Source organism: Pseudomonas sputi, assembly GCF_021603585.1.
Lineage (GTDB): Bacteria > Pseudomonadota > Gammaproteobacteria > Pseudomonadales > Pseudomonadaceae > Aquipseudomonas > Aquipseudomonas sputi.
The window spans coordinates 80,226-93,642 of record NZ_BQHI01000005.1 but is presented as its reverse complement, the minus strand read 5'-3'; the positions used below and the strand labels follow the sequence as shown (position 1 = coordinate 93,642).

12 protein-coding genes are annotated in these 13,417 nt (G+C 63.1%); 3 read left to right on the top strand and 9 right to left on the bottom strand.

The window, feature by feature from the left end:
* Positions 1-127: 127 nt before the first annotated feature.
* Positions 128-1,189, bottom strand: a complete 1,062-nt coding sequence (locus tag L6D81_RS09150) for an HAD family hydrolase (protein ID WP_236178795.1) — start codon at positions 1,187-1,189, stop codon at positions 128-130.
* Between the two features lie 241 nt (positions 1,190-1,430).
* Here L6D81_RS09150 and L6D81_RS09145 point away from each other — a divergent pair, with 241 nt between their 5' ends.
* The gene (locus tag L6D81_RS09145) at positions 1,431-2,822 is read left to right on the top strand and encodes an L-cystine transporter (protein WP_236178794.1); all 1,392 of its coding nucleotides are present in this window, start codon (positions 1,431-1,433) and stop codon (positions 2,820-2,822) included.
* 40 nt (positions 2,823-2,862) lie between these two features.
* On the opposite strand, the gene L6D81_RS09140 is transcribed toward L6D81_RS09145, so the two are convergent.
* Positions 2,863-3,375 carry a dihydrofolate reductase gene (locus L6D81_RS09140; RefSeq protein WP_236178793.1) on the bottom strand — a complete coding sequence of 171 codons (513 nt, stop codon included), beginning with the start codon at positions 3,373-3,375 and terminating at the stop codon, positions 2,863-2,865.
* 85 nt (positions 3,376-3,460) lie between these two features.
* Here L6D81_RS09140 and L6D81_RS09135 point away from each other — a divergent pair, with 85 nt between their 5' ends.
* Positions 3,461-4,834, top strand: a complete 1,374-nt coding sequence (locus L6D81_RS09135) for a DUF2868 domain-containing protein (protein ID WP_236178792.1) — start codon at positions 3,461-3,463, stop codon at positions 4,832-4,834.
* A complete protein-coding gene (locus L6D81_RS09130) occupies positions 4,827-6,212 on the top strand; it encodes a GTPase/DUF3482 domain-containing protein (RefSeq protein WP_236178791.1) in 1,386 nt (461 codons plus the stop codon). The genes L6D81_RS09135 and L6D81_RS09130 overlap by 8 nt, the downstream gene beginning before the upstream one ends.
* On the opposite strand, the gene L6D81_RS09125 is transcribed toward L6D81_RS09130, so the two are convergent.
* From L6D81_RS09125 to L6D81_RS09095, 7 genes are all read right to left on the bottom strand, one after another.
* Positions 6,209-6,634 carry a hypothetical protein gene (locus L6D81_RS09125; RefSeq protein ID WP_236178790.1) on the bottom strand — a complete coding sequence of 142 codons (426 nt, stop codon included), beginning with the start codon at positions 6,632-6,634 and terminating at the stop codon, positions 6,209-6,211. The genes L6D81_RS09130 and L6D81_RS09125 overlap by 4 nt on opposite strands.
* An 85-nt stretch (positions 6,635-6,719) precedes the next feature.
* Entirely contained in the window at positions 6,720-7,286 is a 567-nt protein-coding gene (locus L6D81_RS09120) for a phosphonate degradation HD-domain oxygenase (protein WP_236178789.1), read from the bottom strand.
* Positions 7,286-8,419, bottom strand: a complete 1,134-nt coding sequence (locus L6D81_RS09115) for a TIGR03364 family FAD-dependent oxidoreductase (RefSeq protein ID WP_236178788.1) — start codon at positions 8,417-8,419, stop codon at positions 7,286-7,288. The genes L6D81_RS09120 and L6D81_RS09115 overlap by 1 nt, the downstream gene beginning before the upstream one ends.
* A 145-nt stretch (positions 8,420-8,564) precedes the next feature.
* Positions 8,565-9,590, bottom strand: a complete 1,026-nt coding sequence (locus L6D81_RS09110) for a putative 2-aminoethylphosphonate ABC transporter substrate-binding protein (RefSeq protein ID WP_236178787.1) — start codon at positions 9,588-9,590, stop codon at positions 8,565-8,567.
* A 47-nt stretch (positions 9,591-9,637) separates the two neighbouring features.
* Positions 9,638-11,362, bottom strand: coding sequence for a putative 2-aminoethylphosphonate ABC transporter permease subunit (locus L6D81_RS09105; RefSeq protein WP_236178786.1), 1,725 nt, complete (start codon positions 11,360-11,362; stop codon positions 9,638-9,640).
* Positions 11,362-12,438 (bottom strand): putative 2-aminoethylphosphonate ABC transporter ATP-binding protein, encoded by a 1,077-nt coding sequence (locus L6D81_RS09100; protein ID WP_236178785.1) that lies wholly within the window; start codon positions 12,436-12,438, stop codon positions 11,362-11,364. The genes L6D81_RS09105 and L6D81_RS09100 overlap by 1 nt, the downstream gene beginning before the upstream one ends.
* 107 nt (positions 12,439-12,545) lie before the next feature.
* Positions 12,546-13,409 (bottom strand): LysR family transcriptional regulator, encoded by an 864-nt coding sequence (locus L6D81_RS09095; RefSeq protein ID WP_039767890.1) that lies wholly within the window; start codon positions 13,407-13,409, stop codon positions 12,546-12,548.
* Positions 13,410-13,417 lie beyond the last annotated feature (8 nt).

Below are 13,417 nucleotides of genomic sequence, written 5' to 3'. Positions count from 1 at the left end.
ATCGTTCCCACGCTCCCGCGTGGGAATGCCTCAAGGGACGCTCTGCGTCCAGTGACGCAGAGCGTCACGGGCTGCGTTCCCACGCGGACGGTTCGACGCCTCGACGTGGGAACGATCACCGTCGCAATTACTGGATTTCTTCAGGTTTGACGATCACCCAGTTCTTGTCCGCCGTCACCGGCAAACCTTCCTTCGCCTGGGCTGCCGCGTGCTTGGCCATCATGCCCTGGATCTGGGTCATGTACTTGTCCTTGCGGTTGACCCACAGGTGAATGCCGCCCTTGGCCACGTCCACATCGTGGAACAGCATGTAGCCGTCGCTGGCCGGCGTATCACCACCCACCAGTACCGGTTTTTTCCACTCGTCGATATAGGTCAGGATCGCCGCGTGCTTGCCGGCCATCCAGGTCGCCGGGGTCCACAGGTAGGGGGTCAGTTCGAGGCCGAGGTTGGCTTTCTCGTCATATTTGCCGGCGGTGATCTGCTTGCGCGCGGTGGTCAGCTCGCCGGTTTCGCGGTTCTTCAGCAACGTGGTCACGCCGATCACGTTCTGCGGTTTGACGTTGTAGCCGTATTTCGGATCGGCCGCGACCATGCGCACCAGTTCCTCGGAGGCGGCAGTCATCACGTAGACCTCGATGCCGTTCTCCATGAGTTTGTTGTACAGCTCTTTCTGGCCAGTGAAGATCTTCGGCGGATTCACATCCAGAGTCTTGACCACGTCACCTTCGTAATAAGTCGTCGGCACCGGCTTGCCCGAGGCCATCAGCTCATCGACGTAGCCCTTGAGCTCCTTGAGGGTGAAGCCGGAGAACACTTGCGCCACCCATGGATAGCAGACCATGTCGTCGACTTCGCACAGGCGGTAGTAGTAGCTGAACAGGCTTTCCTTGTGGTCGGCGGTGTCCTTGAACGGCATCAGTTTCAGGGAGGGGTCGAGCTTGTCGCGGGTGATCAGGCCCTTGTTTTCCATGAACGGCAGCAACGACTCTTCGAGGTCGTAGCGGTAACTCGTGTTGTCCATGTCGAACACCGCATAGTTACCCTTGTTGGCGTTGGCGGCGATCATCGTATCCAGTGCCTTGGCCTGATCCGCCGGCCAGTGTTTCAGGTCGGTGGCAAAGGCCTGAGTGGCCAGGCCCATTCCCACAGTCAGTGCGACAGCCAGAAATTTCGGTGTGAACTTCATTGGCGCTTTCTCCCTGGGTCAAAGAAATCGACGCTAACAAATATGTGTGACAGTCCTCGTCTGTCAGCGACCGTCCACGTCCGTTTCGCGCCAGTTGCATCGCCGAGAGCGACACCCGCTTATTCCAAAAACGACGGATCACCTTTGATTTCGGTATTAAATCATTGGAAATCAAGCTGTTAGGCTTGCCGGTTCGCAACAGCCCCGGAAGGCTGTTGGCACAGTCTTTTCTGGAGTTCTCATGAATCTGCCCCTGATTCTCAACCTGCTGGTGTTCCTCGCCCTGCTCTTTGGTCTGGCGCAAACCCGCCACACCTCGTGGAGCCTGGCGAAAAAAGTCCTGCTCGCGCTGGTGCTGGGCGTGGCCTTCGGTATCGCGCTGCACACGATTTACGGTGCCGGCAACCCGGTGCTGAAAGCCTCGATCGGCTGGTTCGATCTGGTCGGCAACGGTTACGTGCAACTGCTGCAAATGATCGTGATCCCGCTGGTGTTCGCCTCGATCCTCAGCGCCGTGGCTCGTCTGCACAACGCTTCATCGCTGGGCAAGATCAGCTTCCTGACCATCGGCACGCTGCTGTTCACCACCGCGATTGCGGCGCTGATCGGCATCGGCCTGACCAACCTGTTCGGCCTGACCGCCGAAGGCCTGGTGGCCGGCACTCAGGAACTGGCCCGCCTGCAAACCATTCAGACCGACTACGCCGGCAAGGTCGCCGACCTGAATGTGCCGCAACTGTTGCTGTCGTTCATCCCGCAAAACCCGTTCGCCGACCTGGCCCGGGCCAAGCCGACTTCGATCATCAGCGTGGTGATTTTCGCCGCGTTCCTGGGGGTTGCCGCGCTGCAATTGCTCAAGGATGACGTCGAGAAAGGTCAGAAAGTGATCAACGCCATCGACACCCTGCAGGCCTGGGTGATGCGTCTGGTGCGTCTGGTGATGAAGCTGACCCCGTACGGCGTGCTGGCGCTGATGACCAAAGTGGTGGCCGGTTCCAACCTGCAGGACATCATCAAGCTCGGCAGTTTCGTGGTGGTGTCGTACCTCGGCCTGGGCCTGATGTTTGTGATACATGGCCTGCTGGTGTCGGCCGCCGGAATCAACCCGGTGCGTTTCTTCCGCAAGATCTGGCCGGTGCTGACCTTCGCGTTCACCAGCCGCTCCAGCGCCGCGAGCATTCCGCTGAGCATCGAAGCGCAGACCCGTCGTCTGGGCATTCCACAATCGGTGGCAAGTTTCGCCGCTTCGTTCGGTGCGACCATCGGTCAGAACGGTTGCGCCGGTCTGTACCCGGCGATGCTGGCGGTGATGGTTGCGCCAACCGTCGGCATCAACCCGCTGGATCCGCTGTGGATCGCGACGCTGGTGGCGATTGTTACCTTAAGTTCGGCCGGTGTGGCGGGCGTGGGTGGCGGTGCGACCTTCGCCGCGCTGATCGTGCTGCCGGCCATGGGCTTGCCGGTTTCGCTGGTGGCGTTGCTGATTTCGGTCGAGCCGCTGATCGACATGGGTCGTACGGCGCTGAACGTGAGTGGTTCGATCACCGCTGGCGCGATTACCAGCCAGGCGATGCAGCAGACCGACAAGGCACTGCTGGATGCCGATGAGCATGCGGAGCTTGCTCAGGCTTGATTGACGTTGTGGCGAGGGAGCGTGCTCCCTCGCCACAGGTTCAAGCTTTTTCCCAGACTTCGAAGTTGTAAGCCGGTTTGTCGCCTTCAGCCGGATTCGGCACATCCGACACCCGTGTCCACTGGTTCAGATCGAACGCCGGAAACCACGCATCGCCTTCCGGGCTCAGTGCCACACGGGTCAGATACAGACGATCCGCCTGCGCCAGCCCTTGCGCATACAACTGCGCCCCGCCAATCAGCATCAATTCGTCGACGCCCTGCTCTTTCGCCCATTCTTCGGCGCGAACCACGGCCGCTTCCAGCGACGGATAGACTTCCGCACCTTCCAGCACAAGACCCTGCTGACGGCTGACCACGATGTTCAAACGCCCCGGCAACGGGCGACCCAGCGAATCCCAGGTCTTGCGGCCCATGATGATCGGCTTGCCGAGCGTCGTGGCCTTGAAGTATTTGAAATCCCCCGGCAGGTGCCAGGGCATGCTGTTATCGACGCCGATCACACGGTTTTCACCGAGGGCTGCGATCAGGCTGAGGGGGAGTGATTTAGTCATGCCGGCGAGGATACCAGAGCCGCCCTTACCCCGATAAGCGCCACAGCGGTTATGCTCACGGCTCAATCAAGCAACGGGATGCCGCGTGACTGAACTGACTTCACTGCAAAACCTCTGGCTCACCGAAACCGTGCGCCTGCGCGAAGAACACGCAGGCCCGCTGGACGATCTGGAAGCCAGTCGCCTGGCCCGCGCGGCCGGCGGCGATCTGCCGGGACGCATTCAACGCCGCGCCCTGTGGCTGGCCGAGCGCGATGGCCTGCCCGCTGCGCTCAAGCACTGGCTGCAAGGTGCGCGTCTGGCGCTGCTGCTGCTGGCGATCCTCGCCGTGTTGAGCGGCGCCGGTCTGGCCTTCGCTGCACTGGGGCAGACGCCGGTCAATGTGTTCTGGGCGCTGGGCAGTCTGCTCGGGCTTAACCTGATCCTGCTGCTGAGCTGGGCGCTGGGTCTGATCGTCGCTGGCGAACATGGCGCCACTCTCGGCCGCTTGTGGCTGTGGCTCAGTGAAAAACTCGCCCGCGATGCCAAGGCCGCGCAACTGGCGCCGGCCCTGCTGTTGATGCTGCAACGCCCGAAACTCAATCGCTGGGCGCTCGGCACGCTGGTCAACGGCCTGTGGTTGCTGGCGATGGTCAGCGCACTGGTTTTGCTGCTGACCCTGATGGCGACCCGGCGCTACGGTTTCGTCTGGGAAACCACGATTCTCAGCGCCGATACGTTCATCAATATGACCCAGGCCCTCGGCGCATTGCCGGCGCTGTTGGGCTTCAACGTGCCGACCGTGGACATGATCCGCGCCAGCGGCGACACCGCGCTGAATATCGAAGGTGCCCGTCAGGCCTGGGCGACCTGGCTGGTTGGCGTGCTGGTGGTGTACGGCGTGCTGCCACGCCTGCTGCTGACGCTGTTCTGCTTCTGGCGCTGGAACAGCGGCAAGGCTGCGTTGCGCCTGGACCTGAACCTGCCCGGTTATGCCCAGTTGCGCGAGCGGCTGATGCCGACCAGCGAACGTCTGGGCATTACCGATCCTGAGCCTGCGCAATTGCACCGCATCGAAAGCACCGTCGGCGGGCACGCCCGTGACGGCGCATTACTGGTGGCAATCGAACTTGACGATCAGCATCCATGGCCGCCGACGTTGCCGAAGAACGTCAGCAACGCCGGCATCCTCGACAGCCGCGAATCGCGCAACAAACTGCTCGAACAGCTCAGCCGCTTTCCGCCGGCGCGCCTTGCGATTGCCTGCGACCCGCGGCGCTCGCCGGATCGCGGCAGCCTGGCGCTGATCGCCGAGCTGGCGCGCAATGCCGCTGCGACCCGGGTCTGGCTGTTGCAGGCGCCCCAAGGACAAGCGCTGGACGCCGAGCGCTTGGGCGACTGGCATGCAGCATTGCAACAGCTTGAGCTGGAGTTCGCCGATTGCGCCCCGTTGAACTGGCTGGAGCACGGACATGACTGATGCCTGGAAAGCACCGCTGAAACTGGCGGTGGTCGGCCACACCAACGTCGGCAAGACCTCGCTGTTGCGCACCCTGACCCGCGACGTCGGCTTCGGCGAAGTCTCCCATCGACCGAGCACCACCCGGCACGTCGAAGGCGCGCGGTTGTCGGTGGATGGCGAACCGTTGCTCGACCTGTACGACACGCCGGGTCTGGAAGACGCCATCGCCCTGCTGGATTTTCTCGAGCGCCTGGAGCGCCCCGGCGAACGCCTCGACGGCCCGGCCCGGCTGGCACGGTTTCTCGACGGCAGCGAAGCGCGCCAGCGTTTCGAACAGGAAGCCAAAGTGCTGCGACAACTGCTCGCCTCCGATGCCGGCCTGTACGTGATCGACGCCCGCGAGCCGGTGCTGGCCAAGTACCGCGATGAGCTGGAGGTGCTGGCCAGTTGCGGCAAACCGTTGCTGCCGGTGCTGAATTTCGTCAGCAGCGCCAACCACCGTGAGCCGGACTGGCGCGAAGCACTGGCACGTCTCGGACTGCATGCGCTAGTGCGTTTCGACAGCGTCGCCCCGCCGGAAGATGGCGAGCGTCGGCTGTACGAAAGCCTCGCGTTGCTACTGGAAAACGCTCGCCCACAGCTCGAACGGCTGATCGCCGATCAACAGGCCCAACGTCTGGCCCGCGAGCAAAGCGCCGCCCGTCTGATCGCCGAGCTGTTGATCGACTGCGCTGCGTGCCGGCGCAGTGTGGTGAGTAATGCCGAGCAGGAACAACAGGCCATCAGCGAACTGCGCAAAGCCGTGCGTCAGCGCGAACAACGCTGCGTCGAAGCGCTGCTCAAGCTCTACGCCTTCCGCCCGCAGGACGCTGCCGCCAGCGATCTGCCGTTGCTCGACGGGCGTTGGGGCGACGACCTGTTCAACCCGGAAACCCTCAAGCAACTGGGCGTACGGGTCGGCGGCGGGATTGCTGCGGGCGCAGCGGCCGGTGCAGGTGTAGATCTGCTGGTCGGCGGCATCACCCTCGGTGCTGCCGCGCTGGCTGGTGCAATTGCCGGCGGCGCCCTGCAGACCGCCCGCAGTTATGGCAATCGTCTGCTCGGCAAGATCAAAGGGCAGCGTGAACTGACGGTCGACGACAACGTATTGCGCCTGCTGGCTCTGCGTCAGCGGCAACTGCTGCAAGCACTGAACGCCCGAGGCCATGCGGCGCTGGACAGCATTCAGGTAGCAACGCCGCAGGACAAGACCTGGCGCGAAGGCAAGCTGCCCGAAGCGCTGAACATTGCCCGGGCCCACCCGCAGTGGTCGTCACTCAATCCGCATCCGAAGCTGAATCAGGCCCAGCGTCAGGAACAGATCGACGAGCTGGTCGGCAAGGTCCTCGAACTCTAGAACCAGCCGAGCTTGAGGAACTGTTTGACCAGCGTCGTCACCCGGCTGCGATCGGTGCGATTGGCGCGCCCGTCGTTGTCGACGTCCGAACACAGGACAACCTCGAAGCGGCCATCGTTATCCAGGTCGTGGACGGCGGCTTTGTAAGCGATGGTTTCGCCCTGGTGAAAGTGCAGCCTCACTGATTCCGGCGTTCCATCGCTGCCGGGGTTCAAAGCGAAGATCCGCAGATGTCGCGTGTCCTCGTCGGCCGCGTTGAACCAGGCGCATTTCAGATAGGTTCGGGTGAAGCTGCGCAGTTGCGCGACTTCACGGGCAGAGGCTTCGCGCCAATCCTGTTCGCTGTCATGAAAGCGCAGCCGGACACTGTCCCCTGCGCCGCTGCCCGATCGATCCTGGGCAATCACTTTCAAAAAACGCATCCGTGCGCTCCTTCGGCAAAAAACCAGTCTGGGCAGAAGGCGCAACACGCGCCATGCACCCTTTCCCGGATTGGGGTAAGAAAGGTCAGCGCACTTCGCCGGACAGCACGGCAAAAGCCTTGTGCTTCAACACCGCCAAATCCATCACCGGCACCCCCATCGCCTTCGCCAACTCATCCCACTGACGCATCCTGAGACTGACGGCGCACAACGGATCCTGCTCGAACGCATCGGCTTCGGCCTCGGTCATCACCCCGCCCTGATAGCCCAGGGTGCGGCGGCTGGCTTCGCTCAAGCGCGCGTAATAGCCTGGCTCCCGGAGCGTCAGATAGCGCTTGGCCTGAACGTGATATTCCACCAGCCGCGCCAAGCGCTCGCTGAAGCCGGCCTCACGCAAATAGTCCGCACCGAGGCGCTCGTGGCTGACCACGCCGTAACCGCCCATGTTCTGCGCACCTTCGGCACACAAGTGGCCGATGTCGTGGAAGAACGCGGCGAGCACCACTTCGTCGTCGAAGCCTTCGGCGATGGCCAGTTGCGCCGCCTGGGACATATGCTCGATCTGCGACACCGGTTCGCCGATGTAGTCGCTGGTGCCGAAGCGCTCATAAAGGCCGAACACCCGGTCGATGACTTGCTCGTGACGCCCCATCAACGCTCTCCAAATAGCTGTGCCACATTGCGCTCGGCCATCGCCGGGCCGACGCTCATGCCGACGCCGCTGTGCATCAGCGCCACACTCAGCCCCGGCGCCGGACGCAGGAACGAAAACGGCCCCGGCCCCCGGGAACCATAGACACCCTGCCAGCGCTCGACCACTTGCACCTTGCAACCGAGGGTCTGTTCGGCCAGTTCAAGCATCCAGTTATCGACCTGCTCGCCGTTGAACGGCGATGGATCGCTGCCGTAATGGTGCGAATCGCCGATGATCAACTCGCCATAAGGTGTCGGGCTGATCAGCAGGTGAATACCGTTTGCCTGCAGGTGCGGTTGCTCGCGCAGGATTTGCGCCTGCACGGCGGCCGCCTCCGGCAGGTCGGCGAAGGCGCCGTAATGCACGCAGCTGAGGCCGGTGAGCAGGGCGTGCTGCAAGTTCAGGTCGATCTGCGGCCGGGCGCGGAGCATTTGCAAGCGGCAGATTTGCGGGTCGAGGGCGGCAATCGGCTCGGCCAGCAAGGTCTGATAATCGTGGCCGGAACAGACGATGATCTGCTCGGCGGTGAAGCTGCCGACGGTGCTGTGCAGGCGTCCCGGTTCGACGTCGCGCACCAGTGTCGAGAAGTGAAATTCGACGTTGAGTTCGCGACGCAGGTACTCGATCAGCGCCGGAATCGCTTCCCGGGAATACAGCTGTTGATCGTCCATCCCGTGCAGCGCGGCGCGGTGATGGCCGAACTGGCCGCCATACAGATCACGCAACGCGGCACCGCGCAGCAGCTCGACGCGGTAGTCATGCTCCACGGCGCGCCCGGCGCAGAAGGCTTCCAGCAAATGTTCTTCGGCCTCGGTGCGGGCGAACAGGTACGAGCCGTTGCGCCTGAGTTGCAGGCCGGCGAGCTGCGCCCACTGGCCCCAGATCTCGCGGCTGGCTTTGGCCAGCTCGAGCATCGGGCCCGGTGGCTGGCCGGTGACCAGTGCCTGGCCGAAGTTGCGTACCGACGCGCCAATGGGCGTGGCGGTGCGCTCGAAAACCGTGACCTTGAGACCGCGCCGGGCGGCGGCCCAGGCGTGGGACAGGCCCAGAATGCCGGCGCCAACGATCAGCAAGTCTTTGTGTTGTGTCATGCAGCGACCTCAATGATCGTTCCCACGTTGATCGTTCCCACGCTCTGCGTGGGAATGAATACCGTGACGCTCTGCGTCACAGAGGACGCGGAGCGTCCTTGGCTGCATTCCCACGCGGAGCGTGGGAACGATCGGGTAAGAAGATTTACTTGGCAGCGACTTTCTCGGACTTGCCGTCATAGCGCTTGCGCCATTCGCTCAGGATCTCGTCGCGGTTCTTCGAGGCCCAGGCAAAGTCGTTCTTGATCAGGCGCTGCTCGTAGTCGGCCGGCAGCTCGGTCTGCGGTTTGGCGATGCCCGGCTGGGCGAGGACGGCGAAGTTTTCCTTGTACAGGTCCATCGCCGGAGCGCTGGCGGAGAAGTCGGCCAGTTTTTTCGCGGCCTCTTCGTGCGGCGTGCCTTTGATCACGGCGGTGGCTTCGATCTCCCAGCCCAGGCCTTCCTTCGGCAGGATGATGTCCAGCGGCGCGCCCTGACGCTTGAGCTGAACGGCCGGGTATTCGAAGGAAATTCCGATCGGGAATTCGCCCGCCGCCGCCAGTTTGCAAGGCTTGGAGCCAGAGTGAACGTACTGGCCGATGTTCTGGTGCAGGCCGTCCATGTAGGCCCAGCCCTGCTTCTCGCCGAAGGTTTGCAGCCAGGCGCTGACGTCGAGGAAACCGGTGCCGGACGAGGCCGGGTTCGGCATCACGATCTTGCCCTTGTACTCGGGCTTGGTCAGGTCCTGCCAGCTCACCGGTTTGGTCAGGCCCTGTTTCTCGGCTTCGACGGTGTTGAAGCAAATGGTCGCGGCCCACACGTCCATGCCGACCCAGGCTGGCGGGTTGGCGGCGTCGCGGTAGTTCGCGCCGATCTTGCCCAGGTCTTTCGGCGCATAGCTTTGCAGCATGCCCTGCTGATCGAGGATCGCCAGGCTCGACGCCGCCAGGCCCCAGACCGCGTCAGCCTGCGGGCGCTCCTTTTCGGCCAGCAGTTTGGCGGTGATGATCCCGGTGGAATCGCGCACCCACTTGATCTCGACATCCGGGTTGGCCTTTTCGAAGGCCTCTTTGTAGGACTTCAACTGTTCGGCTTCGAGGGCGGTGTACACCGTCAACTCGGTTTTTGCCGCGAAGGCATTCAGGCTGAAAGTTGCGAGCACAGCAGCGGCCAGGGCCATAGGCTTGAACATGATCGTTTTCCTGTAGGTGAGTTGAGGCGATAGGGACAAGTCGTGGATCAGTGGCCCGGCGCCGTTTGCCGCCAGGCCTGGGAACGGCGCAGCAAGCCGCGCGAAGCCCACGCCAGCAGCAAGGACACGCCCGCCGAGGTGAACAGAATCAGGGTCGACATCGCCGCCGCGCCGCCGACGTTGCCGGCGTCATCCATGTTCAGCACTGCCACCGCCGCGAGGATGGTGTCGGGGCTGTAGAGGAAGATCGCGGCGGACACAGTGGTCATGGCCGAGACGAACAGGTAGCGCACGATGTCCAAAAGCGCCGGCAGGCAGATCGGCACGGTGACCCGCAGGTAATGCCGGTATAGCGGCGCCTTGAGCGACAGCGCGGCGGCTTCGAATTCGGCGTCGAGCTGGCGCAGCGCGGTGGTGGCGGTCATCTGCGCAGTGGTCAAATAGTGAGCAATGGTGCAGACGATCAGCAGGGTCATGGTCCCGTACAGCACATGCAGCGGGTTGCCGGTCAGGTTGAAGAAGAAGACGTAACCCAGACCGAGCACCAGCCCCGGCACTGCCATCGGTACGAAACTGAGCATGCGCAGCATCAGATTCAGTCCGCGCTGGCTGCGGGTCTTTTCCATCAGATAAGCGCCGGTGAAGATCAGCACACTGCCGACCAACGCCGTGCCCAGCGCCATCTTCAAACTGTTGCCGTAGGCCAGCCAGCCACCGCCGGCGGTTTCGTTGAACTGGTAGTGATTGAGCGACAGCGACAGGTTGTACGGCCAGAACTTCACCAGCGATGAGAACACCGCCATGCCGAACACCAGCAGCAATGCGGCGCTGATCAGCAGGACAACGCTGAGATAAAAGGCATCGCGTTTCGTCGACGGTGCCGGCTTGAACACCTGGGCGCGGCCGCTCATGGCGTCGCCGTGACGCCGACGCAACCAGGCATCGACCCCGAAGCTGAACAGCGCCGGCAGCAGCAGAACCATGCCGATCAACGCGCCGCGACCGAATTGCTGCTGGCCGACCACGGCTTTGTAGGCTTCCAGCGCCAGCACTTGATAGTCGCCGCCGACCACCACCGGCACACCGAAATCGGTGATGGTCAGGGTGAACACCAGGCAGAACGCGGCGAACACGGCCTGACGGGTCGCCGGCCAAGTGATGCTGCGAAAGGCCTTTGCCGGACTGGCGCCCATGCTCGACGCAGCGTCGAACAATCGCGCGTCCGCCAGCGACAGGGCCGACAGCAAAATCATCAAGGCGTGTGGGAAGGTGTAGATCACCTCACCCAGAACAATCCCCCAGAAACCGTAGATGTTGTCCGACAGCAGCCCGCGCAACAGGCCCTGATTGCCGAACAGATAAACCAGCGCAATCCCCGGCAACATCGACGGCGCCATCAGCGGCAGCAGCGAAATCCCGCGCCAGATGCCTTTCGCCGGAATCAATGTGCGCTGCAAGGCGTAGGCAAACAGGTAGGCCAGCGGTACGACGATGGCCGCGACGCTGAGGGAAACTTTCAGGCTGTTGCCGAGCAGCCAGTGGAAATTGTCGCTGGTCACCAGTTCCTTCGCGGCGAGCCAGCCACCGCCCTGCCCGGCTTCGCTGCTGAAGCCACGCCAGAAGATCGCCAGCAATGGCAACAATACCGCCACACCGAGCAGCACCAGCAGCAGGAGTTTGCCGCCGAGGACGAAGATCCGGTCGCCGACCTCGGCCCCGGAAAACTGCCGCGCCTGCTTGTGCGGTAGCGGCAGTGCAAGGTTGCTGTTCATCAGGCAAACACCTGCAGGCTGCGCGGCGGCAAGGCGACCATGATCTGCTGGGCGCCGAGGCGCGGCATGGCTTCCGGCGCCAGTTCAGCGAGCAAGGCGTGACCGGGCAATTGATCGAGTTCGAAACTCATGCGGCAGCGGTTGCCGAGGAAAGTGATCTCGCGGACCTTGGCCGGGAACAGGTTTTCCTCGTGCACCAGCGGATTGACGTTGATCGCTTCCGGGCGGCAGAACAGCCGGCCCGACGGGCTGTGGACGCTGCCGTCGGCCAGGCGCAGGTTCATCCCGCCAACCTTGGCGTGGCTGTCGCTGCTGCGCTGGAACGGCAGCCAGTTGCCCTGGCCGACAAACTCGGCCACGAACGGCGTGGCCGGGCGGTTGTAGATGTCCTGCGGGGTGGCGTACTGCTCGACCTTGCCGTTGTTCATCACGGCGATGCGGTCGGCCATCAGCATCGCTTCGTCCTGATTGTGGGTGACCATCAGGGTGGTGATGCCGAGGTTGCGTTGCAGCTGACGCAGCTCGGTGCACAGATGCTCGCGGACCCGGGCGTCGAGGGCGGACATCGGTTCGTCGAGCAACAGCAGCGACGGCGCCGGTGCCAGAGCCCTGGCAAGTGCCACCCGTTGTTGTTGGCCGCCGGACAACTGGCCCGGGTACTTTTTCTCACTGCCGGTGAGGCCGACCAGTTCCAGCATCTGACCGACCCGACGGCGCACTTCATCGCGACCGCTACCGGCGAGGCCGTAGGCAATGTTCGCTTCGACGGTCAGATTGGGAAACAGCGCGTAGGACTGAAACAGGATGCCGTAGTCCCGGGCCTGCGGCGCCAGGTGGGAAACGTCGCGCTCGCCGAGGTACAACTCGCCGCTGTCCTGTTTCTCCAGGCCGGCGATGCAACGCAACAACGTGGTCTTGCCACAGCCCGACGGGCCAAGCAGGCACACCAGCTCACCGGCGTCGACATCGAGGGAGACATTATCCAGCGCCGTGAAAGCGCCGAAGCGCTTCTGCACGCCGCGCACTTTCATCGGTGCGCCGGGGTTGGTCAGGGCAGTTGCGATTGCAGGGTTCATGGAAAGGCCTCATCAAGCAGATGAGACGAATCCTAGAGTTGTAATGCGTCGGTCATATGGCAGTGAGGCAAAAACGACCGATAGTGGTATTCAGGGATTTTGGTTGATCAGGCCGGGGACATTTCCTGCGCCAGTCCGAGAAACGCCGCTGGCAAGCGGGCGTTCTTGCGTTCCTTGAGGCAGTAGAGGTATTCGGGAATCTGCGGTGCATTTTCCAGGGTCAGTACCCGCAACTGCGGGTCGTGCGGCACTTCCTGGCGGGCGATGATGCTGATGCCGATGTTGCGCAGCACCGCTTCGCGGATCGACTCGCGGCTGCCGATCTCCAGCAACGGGCCGAAACTGACCCCGGCGCTGGCGAGCAATTCTTCGGTGAGTCGCCGGGTCGTCGAGCCGGATTCGCGCATCAGCAGGGTATGCCCGGCCAGCGCGCTCAGCGCCACATGGTCGTGCGCCGCCAGCGGATGATTGCGATGCACCGCCAGCACCAGCGGATCACTGCCGAGTACCCGGCGGATCAACCGCGCATCGTCGAGCAACTGCGACGACGCCGCGACATCCACCCGGTAATCCTCCAGCGCTTCGAGCACTTGCTGGGAGTTGCCGATTTCCACCGACACTTCCACCTGCGGAAGGCGCTCGCGGAAGGTCTTCACCAGATCGAGGATGTAATACGGCGCGGTGGCGGCGATGCGCAACGTGCCCTGCACCTGACCACTGTTGCGCAGGAAGAACTCGATATCGGCCTCCTGCTGCAGCAACGCCTTGACCATCGGCAACAGCCGCGCGCCCTCGTCGCTGACACTCAGGCGTCGGCCGCCCCGGTAGAACAGCTCCACCGAATACTGGCTCTCCAGATTGCGGATCTGAGTGGTCACGGTCGGTTGACTGAGGCCAAGCTTTTTCGCCGCCAGGGTGATGCTGCCCAGGCGAGCCACCATGTAAAACGCTTTCAGCTCGGCACTCAACACAACCGTCC

What these genes read in the sequence shown, in the direction of transcription:
- L6D81_RS09120 (WP_236178789.1), bottom strand. Translation starts at nt 7,286, where the DNA reads ATGGGGCGTCACGAGCAAGTCATCGACCGGGTGTTCGGCCTTTATGAG.
- L6D81_RS09125 (WP_236178790.1), bottom strand. Translation starts at nt 6,634, where the DNA reads ATGCGTTTTTTGAAAGTGATTGCCCAGGATCGATCGGGCAGCGGCGCA.
- L6D81_RS09100 (WP_236178785.1), bottom strand. Translation starts at nt 12,438, where the DNA reads ATGAACCCTGCAATCGCAACTGCCCTGACCAACCCCGGCGCACCGATG.
- L6D81_RS09130 (WP_236178791.1), top strand. Translation starts at nt 4,827, where the DNA reads ATGACTGATGCCTGGAAAGCACCGCTGAAACTGGCGGTGGTCGGCCAC.
- L6D81_RS09110 (WP_236178787.1), bottom strand. Translation starts at nt 9,590, where the DNA reads ATGTTCAAGCCTATGGCCCTGGCCGCTGCTGTGCTCGCAACTTTCAGC.
- L6D81_RS09105 (WP_236178786.1), bottom strand. Translation starts at nt 11,362, where the DNA reads ATGAACAGCAACCTTGCACTGCCGCTACCGCACAAGCAGGCGCGGCAG.
- L6D81_RS09145 (WP_236178794.1), top strand. Translation starts at nt 1,431, where the DNA reads ATGAATCTGCCCCTGATTCTCAACCTGCTGGTGTTCCTCGCCCTGCTC.
- L6D81_RS09115 (WP_236178788.1), bottom strand. Translation starts at nt 8,419, where the DNA reads ATGACACAACACAAAGACTTGCTGATCGTTGGCGCCGGCATTCTGGGC.
- L6D81_RS09140 (WP_236178793.1), bottom strand. Translation starts at nt 3,375, where the DNA reads ATGACTAAATCACTCCCCCTCAGCCTGATCGCAGCCCTCGGTGAAAAC.
- L6D81_RS09150 (WP_236178795.1), bottom strand. Translation starts at nt 1,189, where the DNA reads ATGAAGTTCACACCGAAATTTCTGGCTGTCGCACTGACTGTGGGAATG.